The 26,749-nt window shown below is 38.8% G+C and carries 25 protein-coding genes; 14 read left to right on the forward strand and 11 right to left on the reverse strand.

The features are described from left to right. Positions 1-9: 9 nt before the first annotated feature. Complete coding sequence (locus HRT55_RS01550; protein WP_291618331.1) at positions 10-1,824, forward strand: M61 family metallopeptidase; 1,815 nt, start codon at positions 10-12, stop codon at positions 1,822-1,824. 86 nt (positions 1,825-1,910) lie between these two features. Here HRT55_RS01550 and queF read toward each other — a convergent pair whose 3' ends face one another. Further along, positions 1,911-2,771: an NADPH-dependent 7-cyano-7-deazaguanine reductase QueF gene (queF, locus tag HRT55_RS01555; protein WP_291618332.1), complete on the reverse strand. Its 861-nt coding sequence runs from the start codon at positions 2,769-2,771 to the stop codon at positions 1,911-1,913. Positions 2,772-2,826: 55 nt separating this feature from the next. Here queF and syd point away from each other — a divergent pair, with 55 nt between their 5' ends. Further along, entirely contained in the window at positions 2,827-3,438 is a 612-nt protein-coding gene (gene syd, locus HRT55_RS01560) for a SecY-interacting protein (protein WP_291618333.1), read from the forward strand. A gap of 4 nt (positions 3,439-3,442) precedes the next feature. Here the strand turns inward: syd and HRT55_RS01565 are convergent, their stop codons facing one another. Next, complete coding sequence (locus HRT55_RS01565) at positions 3,443-3,811, reverse strand: hypothetical protein (RefSeq protein WP_291618334.1); 369 nt, start codon at positions 3,809-3,811, stop codon at positions 3,443-3,445. 192 nt (positions 3,812-4,003) lie between these two features. Between HRT55_RS01565 and HRT55_RS01570 the strand changes: the two genes are divergently transcribed. The 3 genes from HRT55_RS01570 to HRT55_RS01580 all read left to right on the forward strand — a co-directional run bounded on the left by HRT55_RS01570 (position 4,004) and on the right by HRT55_RS01580 (position 7,749). Continuing rightward, a complete protein-coding gene (locus tag HRT55_RS01570) occupies positions 4,004-4,396 on the forward strand; it encodes a DUF3192 domain-containing protein (protein WP_291612193.1) in 393 nt (130 codons plus the stop codon). Positions 4,397-4,567: 171 nt separating this feature from the next. Beyond that, positions 4,568-5,239, forward strand: coding sequence for a GNAT family N-acetyltransferase (locus HRT55_RS01575; protein ID WP_291612195.1), 672 nt, complete (start codon positions 4,568-4,570; stop codon positions 5,237-5,239). A 2,156-nt stretch (positions 5,240-7,395) separates the two neighbouring features. Then, a complete protein-coding gene (locus tag HRT55_RS01580) occupies positions 7,396-7,749 on the forward strand; it encodes a hypothetical protein (RefSeq protein ID WP_291618336.1) in 354 nt (117 codons plus the stop codon). A 116-nt stretch (positions 7,750-7,865) separates the two neighbouring features. Here HRT55_RS01580 and trpA read toward each other — a convergent pair whose 3' ends face one another. The 6 genes from trpA to HRT55_RS01610 form a co-directional block, all read right to left on the reverse strand. Beyond that, positions 7,866-8,717, reverse strand: a complete 852-nt coding sequence (gene trpA, locus HRT55_RS01585; RefSeq protein ID WP_291618337.1) for a tryptophan synthase subunit alpha — start codon at positions 8,715-8,717, stop codon at positions 7,866-7,868. Next, positions 8,717-9,976, reverse strand: a complete 1,260-nt coding sequence (trpB, locus tag HRT55_RS01590) for a tryptophan synthase subunit beta (protein ID WP_291618338.1) — start codon at positions 9,974-9,976, stop codon at positions 8,717-8,719. The genes trpA and trpB overlap by 1 nt, the downstream gene beginning before the upstream one ends. A gap of 1 nt (position 9,977) precedes the next feature. Next, the gene (gene trpCF, locus HRT55_RS01595) at positions 9,978-11,420 is read right to left on the reverse strand and encodes a bifunctional indole-3-glycerol-phosphate synthase TrpC/phosphoribosylanthranilate isomerase TrpF (protein WP_291618339.1); all 1,443 of its coding nucleotides are present in this window, start codon (positions 11,418-11,420) and stop codon (positions 9,978-9,980) included. A 1-nt stretch (position 11,421) separates the two neighbouring features. Continuing rightward, complete coding sequence (gene trpD / locus HRT55_RS01600) at positions 11,422-12,492, reverse strand: anthranilate phosphoribosyltransferase (protein WP_291618807.1); 1,071 nt, start codon at positions 12,490-12,492, stop codon at positions 11,422-11,424. Between the two features lie 64 nt (positions 12,493-12,556). Further along, positions 12,557-13,186, reverse strand: a complete 630-nt coding sequence (locus HRT55_RS01605) for an aminodeoxychorismate/anthranilate synthase component II (protein WP_291613294.1) — start codon at positions 13,184-13,186, stop codon at positions 12,557-12,559. Next, entirely contained in the window at positions 13,179-14,852 is a 1,674-nt protein-coding gene (locus HRT55_RS01610) for an anthranilate synthase component 1 (protein WP_291618340.1), read from the reverse strand. Before HRT55_RS01610 ends, HRT55_RS01605 begins: the two co-directional genes overlap by 8 nt. A 424-nt stretch (positions 14,853-15,276) precedes the next feature. On the opposite strand from HRT55_RS01610, the gene HRT55_RS01615 reads away from it, so the two are divergent. The 8 genes from HRT55_RS01615 to HRT55_RS01650 all read left to right on the forward strand — a co-directional run bounded on the left by HRT55_RS01615 (position 15,277) and on the right by HRT55_RS01650 (position 22,300). Continuing rightward, positions 15,277-16,182 (forward strand): PHP domain-containing protein, encoded by a 906-nt coding sequence (locus HRT55_RS01615; RefSeq protein ID WP_291618341.1) that lies wholly within the window; start codon positions 15,277-15,279, stop codon positions 16,180-16,182. A gap of 164 nt (positions 16,183-16,346) precedes the next feature. Then, positions 16,347-16,967, forward strand: a complete 621-nt coding sequence (locus HRT55_RS01620) for an L-threonylcarbamoyladenylate synthase (protein WP_291613287.1) — start codon at positions 16,347-16,349, stop codon at positions 16,965-16,967. Positions 16,968-17,077: 110 nt separating this feature from the next. Further along, on the forward strand, positions 17,078-18,142 hold the full coding sequence (gene rluB / locus HRT55_RS01625) for a 23S rRNA pseudouridine(2605) synthase RluB (RefSeq protein WP_291618343.1): 1,065 nt from the start codon (positions 17,078-17,080) through the stop codon (positions 18,140-18,142). Between the two features lie 20 nt (positions 18,143-18,162). Next, positions 18,163-19,302 (forward strand): ribonuclease D, encoded by a 1,140-nt coding sequence (rnd, locus tag HRT55_RS01630; protein ID WP_291618345.1) that lies wholly within the window; start codon positions 18,163-18,165, stop codon positions 19,300-19,302. Positions 19,303-19,453: 151 nt separating this feature from the next. Continuing rightward, positions 19,454-19,747, forward strand: coding sequence for a YcgL domain-containing protein (locus HRT55_RS01635; RefSeq protein WP_291618346.1), 294 nt, complete (start codon positions 19,454-19,456; stop codon positions 19,745-19,747). After that, positions 19,747-20,790 carry a lytic transglycosylase domain-containing protein gene (locus tag HRT55_RS01640; RefSeq protein WP_291618347.1) on the forward strand — a complete coding sequence of 348 codons (1,044 nt, stop codon included), beginning with the start codon at positions 19,747-19,749 and terminating at the stop codon, positions 20,788-20,790. The genes HRT55_RS01635 and HRT55_RS01640 overlap by 1 nt, the downstream gene beginning before the upstream one ends. 66 nt (positions 20,791-20,856) lie before the next feature. Then, the gene (locus tag HRT55_RS01645; RefSeq protein WP_291618348.1) at positions 20,857-21,378 is read left to right on the forward strand and encodes a YcgN family cysteine cluster protein; all 522 of its coding nucleotides are present in this window, start codon (positions 20,857-20,859) and stop codon (positions 21,376-21,378) included. Positions 21,379-21,406: 28 nt separating this feature from the next. Next, entirely contained in the window at positions 21,407-22,300 is an 894-nt protein-coding gene (locus tag HRT55_RS01650) for a DMT family transporter (protein WP_291618349.1), read from the forward strand. A 29-nt stretch (positions 22,301-22,329) separates the two neighbouring features. On the opposite strand, the gene HRT55_RS01655 is transcribed toward HRT55_RS01650, so the two are convergent. From HRT55_RS01655 to nhaD, 3 genes are all read right to left on the reverse strand, one after another. Then, positions 22,330-23,409, reverse strand: a complete 1,080-nt coding sequence (locus HRT55_RS01655; protein WP_291618350.1) for an ABC transporter substrate-binding protein — start codon at positions 23,407-23,409, stop codon at positions 22,330-22,332. A 147-nt stretch (positions 23,410-23,556) separates the two neighbouring features. Further along, positions 23,557-24,075: a disulfide bond formation protein DsbB gene (gene dsbB, locus HRT55_RS01660; protein ID WP_291618351.1), complete on the reverse strand. Its 519-nt coding sequence runs from the start codon at positions 24,073-24,075 to the stop codon at positions 23,557-23,559. Positions 24,076-24,203: 128 nt separating this feature from the next. Continuing rightward, a complete protein-coding gene (gene nhaD / locus HRT55_RS01665; protein ID WP_291618352.1) occupies positions 24,204-25,604 on the reverse strand; it encodes a sodium:proton antiporter NhaD in 1,401 nt (466 codons plus the stop codon). A gap of 401 nt (positions 25,605-26,005) precedes the next feature. Here nhaD and fadR point away from each other — a divergent pair, with 401 nt between their 5' ends. Further along, positions 26,006-26,719 (forward strand): fatty acid metabolism transcriptional regulator FadR, encoded by a 714-nt coding sequence (fadR, locus tag HRT55_RS01670; RefSeq protein WP_291618353.1) that lies wholly within the window; start codon positions 26,006-26,008, stop codon positions 26,717-26,719. The last annotated feature ends 30 nt before the right edge of the window (positions 26,720-26,749 follow it).

The raw sequence follows: 26,749 nt of genomic DNA on the forward strand, positions 1-26,749 counted from the left end.
CTTACTTGCGTGTTTAACTATAAAATCAAATTAATAATAGCAATATCTTTATTTTTTGCACAACTAATATCTGCTTATGCGAGCGTAAAAGTTAGCATTAACATAGATCAACCTGAGCATCATCTAGCGAAAGTAGCACTTCAATTCGACAAAAGTAATATAGAACAGGTCGATTTTTATTTACCTACGTGGCGAACCGGACGATATCAGACGCTAAACCTAGCGAATGGCATTCGTGATTTTAATGCTACAGATAGCCAAGGTAATGTACTTAGCTGGCGTAAAATTGATAAACATACTTGGCAAGTTAGTGGCACCAAAAATAAAAAAGTGCATTTAACTTATCAAGTTTATGCCAATGAACTAGCAAAGAGAACTCGTCACATTGATGATAGTCATGCCTTTTTAGACAGCTCTGCCGTGGTTATGTACAGTGAAGCCAGTCGAGATTTAGAACATACAGTCCAGCTTTTGGTACCTAAATTGTGGCGCAGTTTCTCTGGCCTTGAAGCAGGTGATAATAGTCATCAGTTTATTGCCAGTAACTATGACCAATTAATTGACTCACCCATTGAAACTGGTATTAACGAGCACCACAAATTTCGTGTTGATAATCGACTATATGAATTGGTTATCTGGGGGCAAGGTAATTATGACAGTGCTAAAATGGTAGAAGACTTACAAGTTTTAGTAAAACAAAGTAAGCATATTTGGCAAGACTACCCTTTTAAGCGTTATGTATTTATGGTGCATGCAACCAGCGGTGCTCGCGGCGCAACAGAGCATGTTAATTCAACTATTATTCAACGTTCACGTTTCAAATTTTCGACCCGTAAAGATTACCTCAGCTTTATTGCCGTTGCTGCCCATGAGTTTGTTCATACTTGGAATGTAAAGCAGTACCGTCCTCAAGGTATTGTGCCTTATGATTATCAGCAAGAAAACTATTCTAACTTGTTATGGCTGGTAGAGGGCTCAACCAGCTATTTACAATACCAACTGCTTTTACGCGGTAACTTGATGACGACAGATGAGTTTTTTACTGCACTGGCTAAACGCATTACTGCACATATGCACAAACCTGGAAAAACTAGCCAAAGCGTGGCGCAGGCAAGTTTTGATGCTTGGATTAGCGAGGGAGGCGATTACGGAAATAATCATAGTGTAAATATTTATGCTGAGGGATTTTTAGCTTCTTGGTTACTCGATTTTGATATTCTAACTAAAACTGATTTAAGCAAAAGTTATCGTAATGTGCATAACCAGTTATACCAACAACATCGCTTACCACAAAGTTATGAAGAAACTGATGTACTCACTATATTAAAACAAATTACGGCTAGCGATTATCAAGTTTGGTGGCAAGACAATATTCACGGCACAGCTAATATTGACTTCAGCCCACTACTGGCTCAAGCCGGTCTTGAAATGAGTTATGCTAAAAGTAGCGACGATAAGTCGAGTAAACAAAGTAAAGTATGGACTGGTCTTAAAACTAAACAAGGTACTCATGGTTTAGTCATTTCTGCGGTAGAGAAGGATAGTCCGGCATGGCATGCGGGCTTAACTACAGAGGATGTTATTGTCGCTGTAGATGGTTTGCGCATGGTAGAAAAAGATCTGGTAAATCGTTTAACAGATTTTAAAGCGGAGCAAAGCATTGAAATCACTTATTTCCGCCGAGATAAATTAGCAACGGCTACGATAAAACTAGGTAGCATTGCTAAAAACAAGTTAAAAATAATTCCGATGAAGAAAGCCACTAATAAGCAAAAGGCCTTTTTCAAAGCATGGACAGGAATTGACTTTCCAGAAAAAAAATAACAATAAACAGAGCAAGCGTTAAAGTGATAAAATCATTTCACTTTAACGCTTTTTTCAGCAGGGATGTCGAAAGGCAGGTATAAATGCTACTGACGCAAGGTTCTGGCAAAAGGAGCTTGTTCAATATGACTACTTCTAAACGGGTTGATGTCTAAACCTCCACGTCGAGTGTAGCGTGCAAATACGGTTAGCTCTTCAAGTTGACAATATTGTTGTAAGTCACAGTATATTCTTTCGACACATTGCTCATGAAATTCATTATGTTGGCGAAAGGAGATCAAATACTTTAACAGCGTTGCATGATCTATCGCTTTACCACGATAGTGAATATAAATACTTGCCCAATCAGGCTGATTGGTAATTAAACAATTTGATTTTAATAAATGACTCACTAAATGCTCCTCAATTTGAGCACCCTCTTCTTTATTCTGTGCTTGAGCCAGCAGTTGAGCATCATATTGATAGCTATCGATACTGATATCTTCACCATCGATACAAAAGCTATTATCTAAGTTTTTAGCAATCGCTAAAGCGGGACAGTGATCGACACCAAATAAACTTACTTTCGCTGGTGAGCCAGAAATTTTTGATAGATCTTTCGTTAATACTTGTTCTACTTCTTTAATGCTGGCAAAGCGCGTTTGATTAAAGCTATTTAAATACAGTTTAAAAGACTTTGATTCAACAATATTGTCACTGGTACAAGCGAAGCGAAACTCAGCAACAGCTACTACCGGCTTACCTTTCTCATTGAGCCATGAAAGTTCATAGCCATACCAAACATCTTCGCCAACAAAGGGTAAATTGTTTGATTCAAGCGCTAAGTCATCTCTATTTAAACTTCTAGGTACTCCTTGCAGCAATTCTGCGGTATATTCGCTGCAATATTCTGTACTTTTACCCAGTGTTAACTTGCTTAGTTCTGTCGCATTTTGATAATTGGCCATAAATTTTTTCAGTAGTGAGCTAGTATCTTGCTATTTTAAAGGATCTTTTCTTTATATGACATCTACAAATAAAATTTTAGTGCAATCACTTTTAAACTTTAGTGAAGACTTTAGTCAACAGCACATAGAGCAACTTGGACACTTACCTACGAGGGAGCATGATGAACAGTGGCTATCTCCTTGTGAGGTCGGTCCACATGACGACAGTCACCATTATTGGCAACCCATTGCCATGAAAGATGAGCCTGCAACAGGTCAAAGTGCTGAAACTCTCTCTTTTAACAATGTTGAGTCGGCATTAGATCTGACACTGCATCAGGATATTAAGACCTATTTCACTACTATTTTCAGTGGTGATATAGAAGCCGTGTGTGAGGAAGGAGAGTTGTCACTTCTTTTTGCTTGGAATAGGGAAGATTTTGACCGATTACAGGAAAATATCATTGGTCATATTTTAATGAAGCAAAGATTAAAGCAAGCGGAAACCGTTTTCTTTGCTGTTACCGATGAAGAAGATATGATTATATCTGTTGATAATAGTAATGGCGAAGTTTGGGTGGAACGTGTTGGCTGTAAACCACATAAAAAACTCAGTGATTCATTAGCCAGCTTTATCGCTCAATTAACACCAAAGAGTTTAGTTAATGAGCAGCAATTAAATAACTAAAAGCTTATCTCTTTTGATTAAGTTGCTCAGTTAAGTTTAGTATGAGAATTTTTACTTCTGCTAAGTCATTTTTCATCTCTGTTAACTCTTGCGCCAACGACTGTTGAATCATCTTCTTTATTGCACCATTTTTAAGAAGAGAGTCGATTAGGGCAGAGGTATCGTTTGTCGATAACGCTTGATTAACTTGCTGCTTCTTATCATTAATTGGCGTAATAAAGTCGGGTTGGTGCTGCCAGTTTTTTAAGGTGGTTATTAAAGTGGCTAATGGCACAGTTTGACTCAGCTTTGCTTTTACTAATGCCACGGTTGGCTTTTTCCCTGCATTGGCAAGCTGATTGGCACAGGTTAAAATTTCATCGATAATTGTCATTTTACTTACTGATTAAAAATAATTAATTAATTTAACTATATTTTAGCCAATATAACTAAAAATGTCTTTAACTTCATGAGGTTGTTTTTTAAAATTAATTAAATTCAACGACTTAGGTTGTTGGCTTGTTTTTTGCTGTTATTAGTAAAGAAGAATTATAACTATTACATTATACCTCTAGGGAATATAAACATGAAAAAATCAATACTTGCTTTACTCATTGCAGCGCCACTAGCCATGACATTATCTGGTTGTGTTATAAAAATAAACGATGACGGTATTGACCATGGTTTTGTCAGCGATAGTGAAGACCGAACTTACAAAAACCGTAAGAAAATTGCCAAAGTACAACTAGGTAGCTCTTTTATGGATATGCAGGAAAAGTTAGGCGTTGCTGATTTTTCTGAGACTTATACGGACGGTGATAACACGGTACGCGTTTTATATTATCGTACTCAACGAAAGCATAAAGATGGTTTAACCACAAAAGATGAGTGTACGTACTTACAATTTATTAATGGTAAGTTAATAGAGACGGGTAATGGTGGAGATTATTCGAAAACTCAAAAGGTTAAAGCAAACTAATTAGTTACTGCTATTTAGCCCTAAATACCTCGCTTAGCGGGGTATTTTTTTATGTAAAAAAGATAGCCATCATGAGTGTTTAAACTCATTATATTTGACCTACTTTAAATTATGCTGTTATGGTGAACTGTTAGATTAAAAAATAATCCGCCGTCAGAGTAGGAGAAGATAATGAGTGAAACAGTATCGGTAGAAAAAAATGTTGATAGTAACCTAGATCAAGACGTTAATATTCGAGCAACGTATTTAAGTGCTCATGAGTTAAAGTTAGCCGCGTCACTTTTGTATCAAGCCTATCATGATGACCCTGTTTTTTTAGAAATATTTAATAGTGATAAAGAAGATTATGAACAGCGCCTTCGTGGTGCTATTCGAGAAGAGCTAAATGCTTTTTGGCAAGCAAAACAACCCATGGTTGGCTTGTATCTTGGAGAAGCCATGGTTGGCGTTGCTTGTATTAACAGCCCTGATGAAACGTTGGCAAGTGATCGCTTTTGGCATTGGCGCCTTAAAATGCTGCTTAATTCGGGTTACTTTAGTACTAAGCAAATGATGCAAAAAGAGCAAACCGTATTGGCAGCAGTACCAATGAAGGTTTTCCATTTTCTATCATTTATTGCTGTTCACCCATTACATCAGCAACATGGTTTTGGCCATTACTTAATGGCCGCCGTTAATACAGTGCTAGATGAACATCCAGATAGTGAAGGAGTTGCCGTTTATGCTACCTCAGGAAAATTTAAAGAGTTCTTTAAACATGTTGATTATCAAACGGTAAAAGAAGTCACCGTCGGAAATGTTTGTGGCTCTGTCATGGTTCATTATCGAGATAAAGCGGAATAACTGCACTTTATTGACTTACTCTAGGGCTATATTTAGCCTTATCTCCCCCTGTTTACTTCCCCAATAAAAAATAGCACCGATAAAGTGCTATTTTTTTTGTGAGACATGTCTTACGTCACTGTGAGACATATTGGCAATCCCTGCTAAAATCGAGAACATTAATTTATTATGTGGTTGATTTTTAATAAGTTATCTCAACTTCTGTTTGTTACATTGTTTTTACATACTAATGGTGGCCGTTAACCAGCCTCGATAACTAAGATTTACGTGTATTATTAACCATGTCAGGAAGACAAGGAGCAGGGGGCTTCAGCGTTACTTGTAACGTGGTTAGGGAAGATGCAATGTTGCTAAAATGGAATGGCAGCGACATAAGGACTTACTGAGGACAGTAAACATAACTTAGGGATTGAGTTGAATAAAAAGGACGCAATGGATGCAATTCAAGGAAGATATGAGTAAGGATACTTGTTAAGAGTTTAAGGATGAACTCTAGTGGTAGGAAACCACGATGGAAAGATATGAACAAGGATGTGGCTTGGTAAGGATTATCAAGATTAGCGAAACAGTCGTTATGGATAATGACTGAAAGGAATGTTAAAAAAGGAAGTGGATTAAGGAAGCAGTGTCAGGAAGACGCTAATTAAGGATGATATGAACAAGGATGTGACTTGGTGAGGATAACCAAGGTCAGGAAGACAGTAGTTAGGAACGGCTACTAACAAGGAGTGTTAACTTAGGAAACTAAATCAAGGAAGTCGGGTCAGGAAGACACTAGTTAAGGATGATTGAATGGGGGACTTTACAGTAACCCAAAATGGAAATGAGTGGACTCATAAAGGATATACTAAGGATAGTATTCAAGGACGAAATGAGATCATTAAATATGTGTGCAGGACGCACCGTATAAGCTAGTTATAGAGATGCGACTCAATGAGTCGCATTTTTTATTTATAGGTTATAAGTTTTTATAGCTTATAAAAAGTTCATTTTCTGCTAACTACTTTGATTGTTATTTGTTCTCGCTTAACTTCCCTAATAAAAAATACACTGACAATAAGCCCTTTCTTCTGTAAGAGATCTCCTACAGCAATGTGAGATATATTGGCAATTCCTGCTGAAATCCAGAAGTTAAATGATATACCTCATTGATTTATCGTTATTTATTCTAAGTGTTATCTATTACATTCTTTTTACACTTTAAATTTTGTTGTTAACCCACTTCGATAAATTAAATTTAGGCCTACTATTAAGCATGTCAGGAAGACAAGGAGCAGGGAGCTTCAGCGTTACTTGTAACGCGACTAGGGAAGATGAATGTTGTTGAAATGGAATGGCGGCGACATAAGGACTTACTGAGGACAGTAAATATAACTTAGGGATTGAGTTGAGTAAATAGGACGCAGAGGATGCTATTCAAGGAAGATATGAGTAAGGATGCTGTGTAAAAGTGAGTATAGGGAAAACCTAAAGCAGGATGCTTTGATTATAAATAATACTTGGTGTTATTTTATAAAAGGGTTTAACAAGGAGGCTTTAAGGACGAAGTCTAGTGGTAGGATGCCACTATGGATGATATGAACAGGGATGTGGCTTGGTTAGGATTACCAAGGTCAGGAAGACTGTAGTTATGGATTACTACTGAAATGGATGTTTAAACAGGGATATTAGCTAAGGAAGGTTAATGTAGCAAAGGGTGTCAGGAATACTGTAGATATGGATGACTACTGAAACGGATGCTTAAACAGGGAGATTAACTAAGGAAAGTTAATTTAGTAAAGGGTGTCAGGAAGACGCTAATTAAGGACGATAAGAACAAGGACCTGGCTTGGTTAGGATGACTAAGCTCAAGAAACTGAAGTTATGGACGGCTTCTAAAATGGATATGAGTGGACTCATATAGGATAAGCTAGGGATAGTTGTTCAAGGACGAAATGAGATCATAAAATATGTGTGCAGGATGCACCATATAAGCTAGTAATAGAAATGCGACTTAATGAGTTGCATTTTTTATGTGTAGTGATAAATGTTTCTTATCAATAACAGTTAATTTCTCTGCGTTCAATACTCCCCTCAATGGATGTTAACAGCTAGCTAATATTGTAATAACAGCTTATTCTAATGGCAGTTAGAGTCAGATGAAAATTGGGCAGAACATGTTGGATTTATTAGCAAAGCTTGCTACCAAGCTGCAACCCTTTCGCAAGTTGAGTTATCTACTTGCTGTAATCCTCGTTGGTATTATTTTTAGCCAATTGCAGCAAACAACTTCACAACAACCGACCAGCCCTTATGCATTATTAAGTTTTATTGCTTGCATATGGTTACTACTATTCAATATATTGCTTTCTCTCTTTGATAATATCCCCAAAATTAATACCGACTCGCCAGGAATCTTTATCCGCATAAAATTAAAAGTGCAGCGAAGTTTGTATCACATCTTGGCATTGTTATTTATTGGTCTAACGATAGTGATAGTATTTTTATCTTTGAGAATGCTCAGAGTTTAAACGAGAGCAATCAAAAAGGTGTAATGAAATAGACAATAAAAAAGGAGCTTATCATTGCTCCTTTTTACTGTTATTAATTAAGCTATCATTTTATAGTGATAGCTTAACGGGGGGATTTACTCTCTGGTCGCTGCTTTCATCTCACCGACAAAATGCGTTAACTCAGTCAGCATCTTGTTCTTATCGGTTAAATTATCTTCAATTATTTTAACCACAGCCGAGCCACTAATTGCACCTAGTGCACCTGCGTTAAGAGCGTCTTTAACTTGTTGCGGTGTAGAAATACCAAAGCCTAATACGGGTGGGGCGGCATGATATTTTGTTAAATTTTCAATTAACTGACTAGCTGATGTGGTAATTGTATTTTTAGGGCTCTCTGCACTGTCTACACCTGTTACACCTGTGCGACTTAAAACATAGGTATAGCCACGCGAATAAGAAGATACTTCCCGTAAAGTTTCATCGCTGGCGTTAGGTGGCGCGATAAAAATAGGTGCAACACCATGTTTTAATGCAGCTTCTCTAAACGGTTCACTCTCACGAATAGGTACATCGGCTATTAGGACTGAATCTACTCCAGCATCGCTCATATCACGATAAAAGCTATCAATACCACGGGCAAAAACTAAATTACCGTAAAGTAATAAGCCAATAGGTATTTGTGGGGCGTATTCACGTACTTGCTTTAATATATCAATGCAAATGTCGGTGTTAATACCGGCACCTAAAGCGCGCAGGGCCGCTCTTTGAATTGTTATACCATCGGCGCTTGGATCAGAGAAAGGAATACCTAACTCTAAGGCATCGGCTCCGGCATCGATTAAACTTTTAATAACCGCAAAAGACTGTTCAGCATTAGGATCGCCAATCATAACAAAAGGGATGAAAGCTCGTTCATTCTTTTCTTTTAACGTAGCGAACGCCGTTTGATAACGAGCACCCGCTTGCTGAATATTTGATTGTGACATTAAGCCTCTCCTCTATGTTTAACTGTTGTTGCTGATGCAGCTTTATCAGGTGAAATAATGGCCTGTACATGAGCTAAATCTTTATCACCACGACCAGATAGGTTTACTAGATAAATAGTTTCTGTCGTGACTGATTCTGCCATTTTTAAAGCTTGTGCAAGGGCATGAGCTGATTCAAGTGCAGGTATAATTCCCTCTTTTTTTGCTAATTCTTGAAATGCAGCTAACGCCTCATCATCATTAATGGCGACATATTGTGCTCGACCGGTATCTTTTAAGAATGCATGTTGTGGGCCTACCGCAGGGTAGTCAAGACCAGCAGATACAGAGTAAGACTCTTGAATTTGGCCATGCTTATCTTGCATTATATAAGTGTAGTTTCCATGCAACATGCCCTTTGTACCGGCTACAAGCGTTGCACCATGCTGATCGGTTTCAATACCCTTACCACCGGCTTCAACGCCGATAAGTTTGACACCTTCTTCATGAATAAAGTCGTGGAACATGCCAATGGCATTGGAGCCACCACCGACTGCGGCAATAACATAATCAGGTAAACGACCTTCCTCTTCATAAAACTGTGCTTTTGCCTCTTCACCAATCATTTTTTGAAATTCCCTAACTATGGTCGGGAATGGGTGAGGGCCAGCGGCAGTACCTAATAAGTAGTGAGCATTTTCATAATTTGCCGACCAATCTCTAAGCGCTTCATTAACGGCATCTTTTAACGTGCCAGAGCCAGCCGTTACCGGAATCACTTCTGCGCCCATTAATTCCATGCGAAAAACATTGGGCTGTTGTCGCGCACAATCCACAGCACCCATATAAATTTTACATTTTAAGCCTAGTAATGAACAGGCAATCGCGGTGGCAACACCATGTTGGCCAGCGCCAGTTTCAGCGATTATTTCAGTTTTACCCATGCGTTTAGCGAGCAGTGCCTGTCCTAACACTTGGTTAGTTTTATGAGCGCCGCCGTGCAATAGATCCTCACGCTTTAAATAAATTTTAGCTAGCGGATTTTTTACAATATTTCGACAACAAGTTAATGGTGTAGGTCGTCCGGCATATTTGGTTAATAAGTTATTGAACTCGTTTAAAAAGGCTTCATCGGTTTGAGACTCAATAAAAGCTTGCTCTAATTGCTCTAATGCCGGGACGAGTAATTCGCCGACATACATACCACCAAACTCACCGAAATAGGCGGGTAAGGTTTCTTTTTTTGATGACTTATCACCTGTTTTAATATCGTTTAGCATGTTAATAATTCCTAATTTGCGAAAATACTTGTGTTAGCTTTTCGCTTGATTTAATACCTGGGCTATCTTCAACACCTGAGTTGAGGTCTAGACCAAATAAATCCACCTGAGTTAACTGTTCAAGGGCTTGATTAATATTGTCAATGTTTAGTCCACCAGCTAAAAAGCTGGTGGATAAGTTTTGCTCACTTAAGGCTAAAACTTGCCAATTAAATGCTGCACCGCTACCTGGGCTTTGGCCATCGAGGACATGATGACAGACACTATGATTGAGCAAAGGTACGCTATCTGCTACCGGGCTTGCTTGCCATACTTGACAATAGCTACAGCCATGCTCGGCAAGTTCCACTATTAAGGCATCAATATAATGAACATCTTCACTGCCATGAAGTTGTACGGCACTTAACTGTAAAGTCTTGACCAAGTCAATAATTTCATCACGTTCGTTATTAACAAAAACACCAACATACTCTAACTTAGGTATTGCTTTAATAATGTTTTGGGCTTGCGCTTTGGTAACATAGCGAGGTGATTTTTCAGCAAAAATCAGACCACCAAAACGTGCACCGGCATCCGCGGCCGCGCTAGCATATTTAGCGTCTGTTAAACCACATACCTTGTTATTGCCATAAATAAGTTTACGACATGCTAAGTCAATATCTTGATAAACGTTATTTTTAGGATCCATTAACGAGCTGCCCACTAAAAAACCATCAACAGCAGGCGCTAACTCTCTTACTTGAGCATTACTGTATATGCCGGACTCAGAGATAATGATCCTATCGTCGGGTAAGCTAGGGGCAAAATCAAAAGTACGTGCAATATCGGTACTTAAGTCACGTAAGTTTCGATTGTTGATACCTATCATCTTTGCATTAAGCTTTATTGCTCTATCACGTTCATCATAGGTAGAAATCTCCGTTAAAACGGCTAAGTTATATTGCTCAGCAACGGCTGCTAACTCAAGGTACTCATCATCAGAGAGTACACTGAGCATTAATAAAATAGCGTCAGCGCCATAGTATCTTGCTAGGTAAACTTGGTAGCTATCAACAAAGAAGTCTTTATTCAGTACCGGACACTTTACCGACTGCGTTACTGTTTTTAGGTAATCAAAGTTACCTTGAAAATACTTTTCATCGGTTAATACCGATATTGCTGCAGCATATTTATCATAAATCTGGCAAATAGCTTTAACATCAAAGTCAGGACGGATTAGTCCTTTAGACGGTGAGGCTTTCTTGCACTCAAGAATAAAGCCCGCATAGGGCTTATCCACAGTTCTTGTTAATGCCGCGTACATATCTTTAGTGGTCGGTACCAGGTCATTGATGAAACTAGCTAATGGTTTGCTTATCTTTAGGGCGTCAATTTCTATACGCTTATCATCAACGATTTGTTCTAAGATATTTTTCTCTGCTGAAATATTAATACTAGTAGTCATGCTATTTTTCAGCCTTTTGGTCAGTGGCGTTGGATAATATTTCTTGATTAGAAAGCTCAACCAAGCTTGATAATGTCGATAAGCCTTTGCCTGAGGCAAGTACTTCACTGGCAAGTTGCGCAGCTTCCTTGAGAGAGTCAGCTTTGTTATGTAAATACAATAACGCTGCACAGTTTATGATTACCGCGGCATTGTGGGCATCCTGTCCTTGACCCGATAAAATAGCTTTAATGATATCGGCATTTTCTTGTGGAGTACCACCTTCAATCTCTGCAAGGGCGTAATTGTTTAAACCAAAGTCTTGCGGCGTAAAAGTACGTTCAATCAATTCACCCTGGGTAATTTCAATAACTTGAGTATCCCCATGCAAAGCAATTTCATCTAGTCCACTACCATGTACAACAAAAGCACGTTGCACACCGGTAAGTTGTAGCGCTTGTGCCATGGGCATTAATAACTCGTGGGTATAAACGCCAAGTAACATAATGTTTGGATGAGCGGGATTGACTAGCGGTCCTAAGATATTAAATATAGTGCGAATACCCATAGCTTTTCTCACGGGGCCTGCATGCTTGAAACCAGAGTGATAGGCAGGTGCGTACAAAAAACATAGGTTTGTTTGTGCTAAACAATGATTTGCTGTTTCAGGCGACATGGCCAAATTTACGCCAAACGCTTCGAGTAAATCAGCAGAGCCAGACATGCTGGAAACACTTCGGTTACCATGCTTAGCCATTTTTAAACCGCAAGCCGCAGCTAAAATCGCCGCCGTGGTAGAAATGTTAATAGTATTAGCACCATCGCCGCCAGTGCCAACGCAGTCGGCGACAATAATTTCTTCACTGTCTCGCTTAGGAAATGAAGTGGCAGCAGCGCGAATAGCGATTGCAGCTCCAGCTATTTCTTCAGGTGTTTCACCTTTTATTTTCAGCGCCGTTAAGACACTTGCCATAAACGCGGGCTCGACATTACCTTGTAATACTTGCTGAAAAAAATCATGACTTTGTGTTTGGTTTAAGTCATTGCCATCGACTAATATCGGTAAAACTTTGTTGATGTCAGGTGTGCTGATATTTGACGAGTTGATATCTGTTGTGTTAGTACCTTTGGAACCAGTATTTTGTGAATTAGTCATTTTATGCTCCAGTAACTTTGTTATTGAGTGATGGCGCTAAGTTAAGTAAATATTGAATACTTTGCGCTAACAAGGTGGCACCAAATGTCGTTAATATTGATTCTGGATGAAATTGAAAAGCTAAAACAGCATCTTCTTCACGGCTTATGGCCATGCACATACCGTTATATTCAGCGATAACATCTAACGATTGTGGAATATCTTTACCTATCAATGAGTGATAACGCGCAACGGGTAAAGGATTTTTAATACCCTGAAAAGGGCCACTAGCACTATGGGTAATATTGGAGGCTTTCCCGTGGACAATTTCTTCGGCTCTGTCGACACGGCCGCCATAGTGTTCTATTAGCGCCTGATGACCCAAACAAATTCCCATCATTGGAATACGGCCAGCACACTTTTTAATAAGTGCCATCAAACAGCCTGCCTTTTGGGGCTCGCCAGGACCTGGAGATAACACCAATAATACCGGCTCTGCAGTTTTCTGGGTGTGTTCAAGCATTTTTTCAAAAATAAAATCAGCACTGAGGGTATTTCGATAGACACTTGGCTCAAAACCTAAACATTGAAATTCATCAACCAAGTTATAGGTAAAAGAGTCTAAGTTATCGAGCATAAATAATTTAGTCATGTGCTTGCTCCGTCATCGAAATATTGGTATCTGTATTTGCCGTGAAAATGGCATTGCTCTTTTCAATGGCATTAAGAACCGCTTGAGCCTTTTGCTTGGTTTCATTGGCTTCACTTATCGGATCTGAGTCATAAACAACACCAGCGCCAGCTTGTACTTGGGCAATATTATCTTTTACAAAGGCCGAGCGTATAACAATACAAGTATCCATTTCACCTGTGCCAGTTAGGTAACCAACCGCGCCGCCATAACTGCCACGCCTTTTACCTTCTACTTCTCTAATAAGTGAAGTAGCTTTTACTTTGGGTGCGCCTGAAAGTGTGCCCATATTCATACAAGCCTGATAGGCGTGCAAAGCATCTAAGTCGGTTTGTAAAGTACCGCATACTCGGGAAACTAGGTGCATTACATGGGAGTAGCGATCAACTTTCAGTAACTCGGCAACATAACGGCTACCCGGTTGCGAAACTCTGGCAATATCATTACGCGCTAAATCAACCAGCATAATATGTTCTGCCGACTCTTTTTTGTCTTGCCTGAGTTCTAGCTCAATACGGCTGTCTAAGTCTAAGGAAATATTGCCGTGTTTATCAAAACCGCGCGGGCGAGTTCCTGCTATCGGATAAATTTCAACATGACGATTGCTGGCTTGATATTTTAATGCAGATTCTGGCGAAGCACCAAAAATACAAAAGTCACTATCTTTTAAATAAAACATATAGGGACTTGGGTTACTTAATTTTAGTGCTTTATATGCGGCAAGGGCATCAAAACAAGGTAGGGTAAAAGTACGTGAAGGTACCACTTGAAAAATATCACCCGCTCTGATGTTTTCTTTTAATTGTTCAACTATCTGACAATAGCGTTCGTCACTAATGTCGACTTGCAGCTCTTCATTAAATCTTTGTTTATCATTAACGTCATTAAGTGAAGGACTTAATTGGGAAACTTGTTCGGCATCTACAGGAGTCGACAGTACGTCTTTGATCTGAGCTACACGGTTAGATATTGCCAAATGACTTTGTTTAGCTTGTTCAGAATCGTTATAAGTAAAAATATTACCTATAATTTCAGTGCTCTGTAATTCATGGTCAATGATAACTAAGGTTTCGGCTAAATAATAAACAAAATCAGGGCAAGTATTATCACCATCAGCAACAGCGGGTAACTCCTCTGCTATTGCCATCAGGTCAAAGGCAAAAACGCCACCAAGGAATACGGCAAAGGGGTGACTGTTATCATCGGTGAGTTGATTAAATATCCGTAAACTGTGCAAGGAGTTTATTGCGCTTAAACGAGACTTTTCATCAAGGTCGCTAGCAACGTCACGAAATGTTGCTTGAAATGATTTGCCATCTTCAGTGAAGCTGATTTTGGCGTGCTCTTTTAATTGAACCGCAGCGAAGTTAATAGCTGCTGCACCATTTAAAGATAATGCTGAAAAAGTGACGACGTTGCCATTACAGACAATTTTTACAGCGGCATCAGTTAAGAGTAAGCTTTTTAATAAGTGCTTTTTATCAATCTCGGCAGATTCTAATAAGATATTATGCTGTTGTTGGTGACATAATAATTGGTAAACACTTAACGGATCATTTTGATAGTGGCTACTATCTTGTAAGGTGATCACTTCACCTTTTATATAATGGGGTAAAATTTTAGTCATATTGAATACTTCTATAGGGTTTATTTAAAGAAAAATTGTCAACCTGCGTAAATGGGCAACAGCCACCAAATAAACCATGTTTTTGTTCTATTCATTTTAAATCCTTTGTTAACTTCATTTTGTCCGGTAAATCTCGAACGCTTTAACGTAAAAACCCGCTAATAAAAGCGGGTTTTTTTGAAATTTGTTTAATCTTTTTTAAGATACACGCAATTATCACAACCCAATTATGTCGAGTTATGCCACCACCAAATTAATGAAGAGTTAGATTTTGCTGTGTTCATCTTATAAGTGCCTTTACTTGCCGTATCTTATCTACTTTAAGCTTATTTAATTTTTATTAAGAAAGGAAAAAGTATCATTGTTTACTGCTTATCAGTAAACTTATCTTAATACTAAGATTACCCTTATAGAAGACCTTATTATGGCGTTACTGTCAACCACTGATTTCCCTCATCAGATAGTAGAAACCGAAGGTTTTGCTCATAAACGTATCGACTTACATAGCCATACTAATTGCTCTGATGGTACCTTAACACCGCAAACCTTGATAGATAGAGCGGTTAACTTTCAAATTGATGTTTTAGCTATCACCGACCATGACACTGTCGCTGGTCTTGATATAGCTCAAAAGTATATTGAAGAGCAAAATATTTCACTTAAATTGATTAATGGCATTGAAATATCTACAGCATGGCAGGGATTTGAAATCCATATTGTTGGTTTAAATATTGATACAAACAATGACGCACTAAAAACACTCATCGAGAAGCAGCAGCAAGCAAGAGAGCAGCGTGCCTTATCAATGGGTGAGAAACTGGCTAAATGTGGCTTTCCAGATGTTTATGCAGATGCCAAAGAGATGGCAGGTGAGGGCTCTATAACACGGGCGCACTTTGCTAAAGTACTTCATCAGCAGGGGCATGTTAATACCATGCAACAAGCGTTTGATAAATACATCGGCAAGAAAGGCTCAAAAGGGCAACGTGCTTATGTAAAACCTAATTGGTGTAGCATTGAAGAAGCGGTGCAAGCAATACATCATGCAGGTGGCAGTGCCGTGATGGCTCATCCTATTCGATATGACCTTACTGCTAAATGGCTACGGCGTTTAATTGTTCACTTTAGTGAAGTTGCTGGTGATGGCTTAGAAGTGGTCTTGCCGCAGATGAATCCAGAGCAAAGGCGAAAAATGCTGGCTTATTGTCAAGAATATAACTTACATGCCTCTATGGGATCCGATTTTCACTATCCCAACAAGTGGAGTGATTTAGGCCGGAATCTTACTATGCCAGTTGGCGCCAAGCCTGTTTGGGCGCAATGGCAATAAAAGTAAAAGTAGCAATAAAGAACGTTAGTACTCGTGGGAAAAGTAAATGTTCAGGCCAGTTACCACGCAAGGTTTCAGCTTACAATGAGTACAGGCAGCAAGCACTAAACACTTAGCATTAGATAATAAATCAAAAACAAATTATTAAAGTATAGGAATGTCTCATGAGTCAGTTTTTTTATGTACACCCAGATAACCCTCAGGGTCGCTTAATGAAACAAGCGGCAGAAATTATCAAACAAGGCGGCGTCATCGTTTACCCTACCGACTCAGGTTATGCCTTAGGTTGTCATTTAGGTGATAAAAAAGCCTTAGAGCGTATCTGTCAAATTCGAGATATAGATAAAAATCACAACTTTACTTTAGTGTGCCAAGATTTATCACAACTATCAGAATACACCCGAGTAGATAATAGCGCCTTTAGGTTGCTAAAAAATAACACCCCAGGTCCATACACTTTTATTTTTAAAGGCAGTAAAGAAGTCCCTAAGCGATTGTTAAACCCTAAAAAGAAAACAATAGGCATCAGAGTACCGGATAATACTATCGCACAAGCCTTGTTGACTGAACTTGCAGAGCCTATAATGTCCACCAGTTTGATTATGCCTGGCCAAGAAATGGCTGAGTATGATCCTGAACACATTCGAGATTTATTAGAACATCAAGTTGACCTTATCGTTAACGGTGGTCATTTAGGGGAGCACCCAACCACAGTAATTGATTTTTCTAATGACAGTATTGAGATAATACGCGTAGGAGAGGGCGACCCTTCTCCATTTCAATAGCCCAAATTTAACGTGCCAATGAATATTGCAGTTTAATGGGTATTGAACCTGAACAATGAGCCAGAAGTAAGCTTCCAGGGAGCTGCTACTGACGTAACAGAGTAAAAATAATGACGGTTGATAAGAAAAAAGCACGTAAAGACGCAGCAATTGATAAAAAATATGGCACTCGCGGCACCGAAAAAAAAGGTGTAGTTAAAAAAGGCCTACCAAAATCAGGTGCGGTGAAAAAAGGCGTTGCCAAAAAAGGTAAAGCTAAGAAAGAGCCTGAAAAGGTAGAGAAAGTACACTTTCAAACAGCGACTCATAAAGATTCAGAAAAAGTACAAAAAGTCCTAGCACGTGCAGGTAAAGGCTCTCGCCGTGAAATGGAAACCATGATCAGTGAAGGTCGGGTAAGTATTGACGGTAAAGTTGCCTTTTTAGGTGATAGAATTATCGGTACGGAACAAATTCGACTGGATGGCCATCACGTTAAACTCACTGCCCCAGATGAAGATATCTGTCGCGTACTTATTTATAACAAGCCAGAAGGGGAGATGTGTACTCGTAAAGACCCCGAGGGCCGTCCTACCGTATTTGATCGTCTTCCTAAACTTGACGCTGGCCGTTGGGTTGCTGTTGGCCGTTTAGATATTAACACCTCAGGCATGTTGTTATTTACCACTGATGGTGAATTAGCCAACCGATTAATGCACCCCTCACAAAAAATAGAGCGTGAATACGCTGTGCGTGTTTTTGGTGAAATCAATGAAGCGATGTTACAAAGATTACGTGCTGGCGTTGAGTTAGAAGATGGTCCAGCACGATTTCAAAAAATCACTTACCGCGGTGGTGAAGGCCGAAATCATTGGTTCCATGTTGTGTTATCAGAAGGGCGTAACCGAGAAGTACGTCGTTTATGGGAAAGCCAAGAAGTGCAGGTAAGCCGTCTGATCCGAGTACGCTACGGTGATATGGAAATGCAGCGCCAATTACCGCTTGGCGGATGGCGAGAGTTAGCCTTAAAAGAAGTTAACTATTATCGTAAATTAGTTAGCTTGACCCCTGAATTGGAAAGTAAAGTTAAAGTCGATGAAAAAACCATGGATAATGCTAAGAGTCGTCGAATTCGTCGCTCGGTTAAAAAGCATCAGCAACGCCATCAGCAAAGCACTCGTCGTCGTCACAAGTAGCCGTAGTAGAAGTAATAATTATGCACTATCAATTAATTGAAGACCAAGTCAGCTTAAACAATTTATGTGAGCAACTCGCTAAGGCGAAAGTGTTAGCCATAGATACAGAGTTTGTTCGTACCCGTACGCTATATGCAAAACTTGGTTTACTTCAGGTTTGTGATGGCGAGCAACTTGCACTTATTGACCCCCTTGCTATTGAGGATTTATCTCCTTTTTGGCAATTACTCACTAATGCCAATATCACCAAAGTGTTGCATGCCTGTTCAGAAGATTTAGAAGTCTTCCTGACGGCAGGAAATTGCCAACCGGTTAATTTAATTGATAGTCAAATCATGATGTCATTTCTTGGTCATGGCTTATCTTTGGGCTATGCTGCCATGGTAAAACACTATACCGATATTGAGTTAGACAAGTCCGAGTCACGTACTGACTGGACTAAAAGGCCTTTAACGGAAAAACAATTGGCCTATGCCAGCGCCGATGTTGATCACTTGTTTTATCTTTATCCAAAATTATTATCCGAGTTAACTCAGGCGGGTTTCTTCGACTATGCAAAGCTAGAAACACAAAATATGATTGATAAAAAGTTCACGCCAGTGGATGAAAGTAAAATGTATCTAAATATTAAAATGAGTTGGCGTTTAAACCCTAAGCAATTAAATTTGTTAAAGCACCTAGCAACTTGGCGTTTTCAACAAGCACAGAAACGTGACTTGCCTATTGGTTTTGTAGCTAAAGATCATACTTTAATGGCATTAGCGCAAAGTAATCCTACAAGTCTTAGCGCTATGTTAAATCTTGAAGGGGCAGAGGCACTTGATATTCGCCACAAAGGTAAAGCTATGCTGGCGGTATTAGCCAAAGCTGATAATGCTGAAGTAGGTGATTACCCTGAGAAAATTAATCGTCTTGATGATTATCCAGCTTACAAACAAATCTTTAAAAAAGTAAAAGCTTTCTTAGTACAGGTAAGTGAACGTAATGGCTTAGCCATCGAAAATGTTGCTTCAAAAAAGCAAATAAATCAATTTTTAACATGGCAATTTGACCTTAATGGCGCTCGCAGTAGTACCAAGAAGGTTGAGTTATTATCAAGTTGGCGTGATGAATTATTTGGTGAAGCTTTAATCACATTTACCAAGCAAGGTTATAAGTAAACGGTTAATAACCTTGGTTTTTTATTAAAAAAACCGACTAAATTTACATTTTTGTTAACATTATTTCATCGAGTGACTATGGGGTTCACCCTTGGCTCATGATATATTTAATCATCAATACAACTTTCTCAGTAATCTATAGGTCTCCATTATGCTATGTGCTATTTATAAAAGTGCCCGAAAAGCCCAAACTTACATTTTTGTTAAGACCCGCGATGACTTCTCATCCGTTCCCGATGGCTTGATGAAGACTTTTGGTACGCCACAGTTAGTTACTCTCGTTAACCTAGCGACCAAAAATAAGTTAGCAATGGCTGATTTAGAAAAAGTGAAAGCAAACCTAGATGAAACAGGTTTTTATCTACAGTTACCACCACCTCAAGAAGACTTATTAAAAACACATAAAGCGGAGATGGAAGCTAAAAAAGAGCAGGGAGAGCTGTAATGAAGTTTCTATTAAAAGCCCTTGGCTTATCAGCGGTCATAACACTCGCTATGATCAACCAATCAATGGCGGCTAAAGCTGAGTTAACAGAAGCAGGTTTTGCTGAGTATGTGCTAACCCTTAAAGCTGATGCATTAGCAAAAGGATTTAGCCAAACATTCATTGATGAAAGTTTTGCTAAAGTAGAGTTTCATAAACGCGCGGTTAAAGCGGATAGAAGCCAGCCTGAGAATGTTGAAACACTCGATACCTATCTACCAAAACGTGTGCCAAAGTGGAAAGTAGAGAAAGCTCGAGCGTTATACAAAGAGCATCAGGTATTATTAAATCAAGTAGGTGAAAAGTATCAGGTACAGCCACGATTTATTGTAGCTTTATGGGGTCTTGAAACTAACTTTGGTAAGTTCACCGGTGGTTATAATGTCATCTCGGCTTTATCAACCTTAGCCTATGAAGGCAGACGTGAAGTATTCTTTAAAAAGCAATTGATGGCTGCGCTTACCATCCTAGATGAAGGTCATATTAGCATTGAAGATATGAAAGGTTCATGGGCAGGTGCTATGGGACAAAATCAGTTTATGCCAACATCTTTTTTAGGCTACGCTGTTGATGGTGATGGAGATGGTAAAAAGGACATTTGGAACAACCAAGCCGATGTTTTTTCATCTATGGCAAATTACTTACAAAAAGAAGGTTGGAGTGATGAGTTGACTTGGGGTCGCCAAGTTAAGTTACCAAAAGGCTTTGACAATAGCTTAGCTATTCCAAAAAATACCGGTAGCCGAAAAAACTGGCTAAAAGCTTGGTCTGAAACAGAAAGAACACTCGCTCAATGGCAAGCGCTTGGCGTGAGACGTGCAGACGGTACTAACTTACCCAATGTTGATATTAAAGCCGCGTTAGTGTTTCCAGATGATGAAAATGGTCGTGTCTATCTAGCATATGACAACTATAAGAGTTTAATGCACTGGAATTTGTCCTATTATTTCGTCAGTTCGGTCGGCCATTTATCTGACCGGATAAAGTTTCCACCTATCAAGTGAAGCAAGTCCTAAAATCAATTAGTACAGTCAACAAGTAATGTTAATGAGTAAAAAAAGTAGTAGTAAATGATCGATAAAAAAACACCAGAACAGCCTTTTTGGCAAACCAAAACCTTAGCAGAAATGACTCGCCCAGAATGGGAGTCATTATGCGATGGCTGTGCTAAATGTTGCTTGAATAAGTTTATTGATGACGAGCATACCGATGAAGATTCGGAACTTTTGCCGACCGATCATATTAAAGAAGGTGAGCAGATATTTTATTCTAATATAGCTTGTCACTTGCTCAATGAGAAATCTTGCCAGTGCTCTAAATATGATCAGCGCACCACGTTAGTACCTGATTGTGTGCGCTTAACACAAGAAAATATTGATGCGGTATTTTTTATGCCGCCAAGTTGTACCTATCGCCGTTTGCAAGAAGGACGCGGTATGCCGTCATGGCACCCGTTACTGCATAAAGGTAAAAAATCAGCAATGCATAAAGCGGGTATGTCGGTACGTGGGAAAATAGTCAAAGATAATGAAGTCAGCCTTGATAAGTTTGAAGATCATATTGTCATCTGGCCATTAAATGATCTTGATTAAGCAATACTAACGTCATGTATTCCTTAGTATGAAAAATACTCCTCAAAATCCCTCAATGGTAAATGTAGAGCAACAAAGCTTGCTCTATTTACATATCGCCGTTTTTCTTTTTGGTGGTACCGCGCTGTTTTCTAAGCTTGTCGGCCTACCAGCACTTGATATAACGGTTTATCGGACGGGCATAGCAGCCATAGCTCTTTTTACTTTGCTAATCTTGCAAAAAAAACAAATAACCTTAGCCAGTATGAAAGATTATGGCATTGCTATATTACTCGGTGTTGTAGTTGGCATACACTGGGTTACTTATTTTGCAGCTATGCAAATGGCAGGGGTTACAGTCGGTATTATTGCTTTTTTTACTTACCCGGTAATTACCGTTTTTATTGAACCGCTCTTTAATAAAAGTGTGCCGAAAGCAAAAGATATGCTGACGGCTTTAGTCGTTATTATTGGTATTGTTTTATTAATACCTGAAATAAATTTTGGTAATCAAATCACCTTAGGTATTGCCACTGGAGTATTTTCAGCGGTATTTTTTGCATTACGAAACATCTTACATAAAAATTACTTTTCCCATTATTCTGGCCCGCATACCATGCTGTATCAAACCTTAGTCGCTTGTTTGATGCTGTGTCTTTTTATTGAAGTACCACCTGGGCAAGTAACTCAAAGAGATTGGTTACTATTGTTATTGGTAGGAGTTGTATTTACTGCCACACCGCACGCGCTATTTGCCTCAAGTTTACGACATTTGTCAGCAACTACTGCAGGCTTGATCTCTTGCTTACAGCCGCTATACGGTAGTGTACTCGCCTTTATGCTTTTACATGAACGTCCGAATATTTTAACTATTATCGGCGGTTTAATGGTAGTCAGCGCAGCTGTTTTTGAAACATGGTCAGTAAGTCGAGGCAGGCGTTAGGCTGAAAATGATTACCATGTTTACAATAGCTAGTGTCGCTTTTTAACAGCATTGCTAAATGAAAAGTAAACCTTCTGCAACCCTTGGTGATTGTATTTGCTAAAACTAATATCAAAATTATTGTCTTGATAATTAAATTGCTCAAATTGTTTTAATAAACATTGCCTAGCTAAGGCTTTCTCACAGCGCATAGCTACTTGGCTAAAAACAAAAGCATTAAGATAGCCTTCTAGTTGGACTCTATTTAGCTTTGCATAACCTGCGTTTCGCATATCACTTTTAAATTGTTGGCATAGCTGCCATTTGCATTGAAGCGGATCAGGAACAACTTCACTTAACATAATTTTACTCGTTGCTGGTATCTGACTAAATAAGTTATGGCTGCCGATAAATGAAAGACTGGTAAACAATAGGTCTAGTTCTTGCTGGTGCGCTAAATTAATTAAGTGAATAAAGGGTTGATATGTACCAACAAAAATAACTGCCTCTATTGGTAGAGTAGTTAACTTAAGTAATACGCCTTTCATATCACTACTGTTTCTTTTATAGCGAGCAGTGATTTCAACTTTTAGTTTCTTATCTTGGAGTATTTTATTAACAGCTCTTTGTGCAGCCAAACCAAACTCATCTGCCTGGATAACTAAGGCTATTTTCTTATATTTATGTACCGAAATTAAGTACTCTATTTGTGTTCTTAATTCCTGATAGTAGCTAGCTCGTAAATTAAAAATATTGCTGTGTGTAGGAGAGCGTAAAAAATCTGCGCCGGTAAAGGGCATTAGGTAGGGAATTTTGCTTTTCTTTAAAATCGGTAATATCGCGTAAGAAGTTGGTGTGCCAACATAGCCGAATAATGCCAAAACTCCTTGCTCAATGAATACTTTAGTATTAATGACTGTTTGTTCAGGCTCATAACCGTCATCTAAACTAAGTAATTCCACTTGTCTGCCATTGATTCCCCCGTGTTGATTTAGACGAGTGAAATATACAATGGCACCTTTTCTTAGCTCTTTTCCTAGTTCCGAAGTAGGTCCAGTGAGCGCGTTAGACATGCCAAGCTTTATTGTTTCAACTTCAAGTTCAGCTTGGGATGTTGTGTGAACTTTCACTGGTAACGCTAAAGCGCTAAAAGCTGTGAATAAGAAAAAGAGTAAAAGAGGGGGAAAGGTTAGCAACTACCGAACTCCGTGAAATAAAAAGAGAAGACACTACTAACAATAGCATATTCTCTTTTTACTTTAACTTCGACTTATGTCTTATGGCTTTTTCGCACAAACTAAACGGTTAACAAGTACTACAGAGAAGGCTATGGTATAAAGTGCATAAACAACAACCATCCACTGAGGCATACTGAAGCCTAAAAATTGCCAACTTATCTCACCGCAATCACCTGTCGCTTCAAACAAAAAGGGTATCCATTCATGTAAAGGAGCCCAAATAGGGAAGTTAGGGATGAACTCACAGCTAAAAAACAGTGAGCCGCTACTCGCTTGCATCTCTACATGCTCTAACGCAATGATTAGCCCCCAAATTGCGCCTACCCCCAAAGATAAATAAGCCAAGGCTCTGGCAAATATATTTTGATGACCCACTGTACCAATAACGCCAGCAGCGAATATGGCTAGAATAGCTAGGCGTTGATAAACGCACATTATGCAAGGTTTCAAATCCATACCATATTGAAAAAATAAGGCGGAACATTCAAGGCCTAATGCAGAAACGGCAAGAAGTAACCATGGCCTTTGGTTGGTGGTAAGGTTGCTAAGGTAGTCCACAAAATATCCTTTAAAAAATTCAATAAAAAAAGCTTCTAACAATTTAGAAGCTTTTTAAGGGTACCATGAAGAAATTGTCGATTGCTTATTTCTTCAGGATAAATTTACTTTATTTATGTAAGCAGTTATTAGTTAATCAATAAGTGCACATAAATACTAGCAGCGTAGCCCAGAGCAATTACTGGCGTCCACTTTAAATGACTGAAGAAAGTATAATAGCCACGTGCTTGTCCCATTAGAGCAACACCTGCAGCAGAGCCAACAGATAATAAACTCCCACCAACACCAGCGGTTAGCGTAACTAACAACCATTGGGTGTCTGACATAACAGGGTTCATGGTTAATACCGCAAACATGACCGGGATGTTATCAACAATGGCCGATAATACGCCCACTATAATATTGGCAGTTGTTGGCCCTAACTCGCCATACATAAACTCTGAAACCATACCTAGATAACCGATAAACCCTAGACCACCAACAGCTAAAATAACGCCGTAGAAGAAGAATAGTGTATCCCACTCGGCTTTGGCGATTTTGTCAAATATATCAAAGTCATCTTCAATATGATGGCTGGTAGGTGCATCTGATTTGTCGATTTCACCTTGTCCTGATTTACGAATGTAATACCCAAAGAACTTCAAATAAGCTAAACCTAACATCATGCCAAATACCGGTGGTAAGTGTAAGAAGTTATGGAAAGATACTGCTGTCATTATGGTCAAAATAAACAAGCCGACTATAGTTAAACCACCTTTTTTGATCTGCGTCATTTCGCCTGAAATAGCATTTGGCTTACCTGTGGGTATAAAGAACTGCATAATAAAGGCAGGAATAACAAAGTTAACTACAGACGGTAAGAATAACGCGAAGAATTCAGTAAACTCAAGAATCCCTTTTTGCCAGACCATTAAAGTAGTAATGTCACCAAATGGGCTAAATGCGCCACCAGCATTTGCGCCAACGACAATGTTGACACAGCTCATGGCAACAAATTTAGGTTCATCTTTACCAACAGCTAATACTACCGCACACATAATCAGTGCCGTGGTTAAGTTATCTGCAATAGGTGAAATAAAGAAAGCTAAAATACCTGTTAGCCAGAATAGTGCTTTATAGCTAAAGCCTTTTTGTACTAGCCAGTCGCGCAGGGCATTAAAAACATCACGTTCTAACATGGCATTAATGTAAGTCATAGCTACTAATAAAAAGAAGAATAACTCGGCATATTCTAAGAAGTTATGACGAATGGCTACTTCAGCAGCGTGTGGCATACCTTGAGAGTTATAATAAGCCGCGATTAATATCCAAATAAGGCCAGCAGCAAGCAGTACCGGTTTTGATTTTCTTAGGTGCAATTGCTCTTCTAAAATAACCAGTGTATAAGCTAGAACAAAAATTGCTATAGCTGTGTAGCCAATCCAATGACTCGTTAAATCAATACTTTGGTGTGCTGCCTCAGAAGCAAAAGCCATGCTTGGAAAGAGCACCGCTGATAACGCCAGTAAAACGTATAAAAGTTGTTTCATGTTATTCTCTAAATGGAATGTAAAATTGTATGTTATTTTAGCGATTGTTATTAGGTCCCAATACTAACAAATTTATAACAAAATGACACAATAAAGCCTTTGAAATTAATTGATTATATTGATATTAGTTATCCTTTTGACTTATAACAAGGTTATGCTAAGTTATTCGTTTTATCTGATTATTGCCACTTGTCTTTCAGATTCAAATTAATTTAAGCCCTGACTGTTTAAAATAGCCCAGTGAGGTAAACAGAATAACAACGTTATGACTAACGTCAGGCCATATAAAGTTAGTAGTGAGCAGAGGTTGGAAATTGCAGAGCTCTTGTGCATAAATACACTTCTGGTACAATCAGTTGTTAAATTTATTCTTATTCATATTATCAGGTAACTATAGTCAAATGGTCATAAAAGCTAAAAGCCCAGCAGGATTTGCGGAACAATATATCGTTGAATCTATTTGGAATGGTGGTTTTCCCCCAGGTTCTATATTGCCCGCTGAACGCGAACTCTCTGAACTTATCGGGGTAACGCGAACTACCCTTAGAGAAGTATTACAGCGCTTAGCGCGTGACGGTTGGTTAACCATTCGACATGGTAAGCCGACTAAAGTAAATAATTTTTGGGAAACCTCTAGCTTAAATATCCTGGAAACGTTGGCACAATTAGACCAAGAAGGTATTCCTGATTTAGTTGACAACTTATTATCAGCACGTACCAATATCAGTGCTATTTATATTCGAGGGGCATTAAAAAATAACCCTGAGAAAGCCATTGAATGCTTGGAAGCTTATTTAGATGTAGAAGATACCGGTGAAGCCTTTGCACAATTTGATTATGAATTAAATAAAGCATTAGTGGTAGCGTCAGATAACTCTATTTATTTATTAATTCTTAATGGTTTTAGAGGTTTATATTCACGTATTGGTAGTTTGTATTTTGCTCATCCTAAAGGCAGGGAGATTTCTAGGGCTTATTATCAATCGTTAATAGAGCTTGCTAAAGCTAATCAATTCGATGAAGCGATTTTGGCTGTACGAAAGTATGGTATTGAATCAGGAAAATTGTGGGCTGATCTTAAGGATGACGTATTAAAAGAATTATCTAATGATTAATATCTGATAGATTTGCTCATCAACATAAAT

This window comes from Colwellia sp., assembly GCF_013214175.1.
Classification (GTDB): domain Bacteria; phylum Pseudomonadota; class Gammaproteobacteria; order Enterobacterales; family Alteromonadaceae; genus Colwellia.

Excerpts from the sequence above, each read along its gene's own strand:
- HRT55_RS01575 (WP_291612195.1), top strand. The coding sequence starts at position 4,568 with ATGAGTGAAACAGTATCGGTAGAAAAAAATGTTGATAGTAACCTAGAT.
- HRT55_RS01565 (WP_291618334.1), bottom strand. The coding sequence starts at position 3,811 with ATGACAATTATCGATGAAATTTTAACCTGTGCCAATCAGCTTGCCAAT.
- HRT55_RS01580 (WP_291618336.1), top strand. The coding sequence starts at position 7,396 with ATGTTGGATTTATTAGCAAAGCTTGCTACCAAGCTGCAACCCTTTCGC.
- HRT55_RS01620 (WP_291613287.1), top strand. The coding sequence starts at position 16,347 with ATGAGTCAGTTTTTTTATGTACACCCAGATAACCCTCAGGGTCGCTTA.
- trpA (WP_291618337.1), bottom strand. The coding sequence starts at position 8,717 with ATGTCACAATCAAATATTCAGCAAGCGGGTGCTCGTTATCAAACGGCG.
- HRT55_RS01610 (WP_291618340.1), bottom strand. The coding sequence starts at position 14,852 with ATGACTAAAATTTTACCCCATTATATAAAAGGTGAAGTGATCACCTTA.
- HRT55_RS01645 (WP_291618348.1), top strand. The coding sequence starts at position 20,857 with ATGATCGATAAAAAAACACCAGAACAGCCTTTTTGGCAAACCAAAACC.
- rnd (WP_291618345.1), top strand. The coding sequence starts at position 18,163 with ATGCACTATCAATTAATTGAAGACCAAGTCAGCTTAAACAATTTATGT.
- rluB (WP_291618343.1), top strand. The coding sequence starts at position 17,078 with ATGACGGTTGATAAGAAAAAAGCACGTAAAGACGCAGCAATTGATAAA.
- trpCF (WP_291618339.1), bottom strand. The coding sequence starts at position 11,420 with ATGACTACTAGTATTAATATTTCAGCAGAGAAAAATATCTTAGAACAA.
- HRT55_RS01635 (WP_291618346.1), top strand. The coding sequence starts at position 19,454 with ATGCTATGTGCTATTTATAAAAGTGCCCGAAAAGCCCAAACTTACATT.
- syd (WP_291618333.1), top strand. The coding sequence starts at position 2,827 with ATGACATCTACAAATAAAATTTTAGTGCAATCACTTTTAAACTTTAGT.
- HRT55_RS01640 (WP_291618347.1), top strand. The coding sequence starts at position 19,747 with ATGAAGTTTCTATTAAAAGCCCTTGGCTTATCAGCGGTCATAACACTC.
- nhaD (WP_291618352.1), bottom strand. The coding sequence starts at position 25,604 with ATGAAACAACTTTTATACGTTTTACTGGCGTTATCAGCGGTGCTCTTT.
- HRT55_RS01650 (WP_291618349.1), top strand. The coding sequence starts at position 21,407 with ATGAAAAATACTCCTCAAAATCCCTCAATGGTAAATGTAGAGCAACAA.
- trpB (WP_291618338.1), bottom strand. The coding sequence starts at position 9,976 with ATGCTAAACGATATTAAAACAGGTGATAAGTCATCAAAAAAAGAAACC.
- fadR (WP_291618353.1), top strand. The coding sequence starts at position 26,006 with ATGGTCATAAAAGCTAAAAGCCCAGCAGGATTTGCGGAACAATATATC.
- HRT55_RS01615 (WP_291618341.1), top strand. The coding sequence starts at position 15,277 with ATGGCGTTACTGTCAACCACTGATTTCCCTCATCAGATAGTAGAAACC.
- queF (WP_291618332.1), bottom strand. The coding sequence starts at position 2,771 with ATGGCCAATTATCAAAATGCGACAGAACTAAGCAAGTTAACACTGGGT.
- HRT55_RS01570 (WP_291612193.1), top strand. The coding sequence starts at position 4,004 with ATGAAAAAATCAATACTTGCTTTACTCATTGCAGCGCCACTAGCCATG.
- HRT55_RS01605 (WP_291613294.1), bottom strand. The coding sequence starts at position 13,186 with ATGACTAAATTATTTATGCTCGATAACTTAGACTCTTTTACCTATAAC.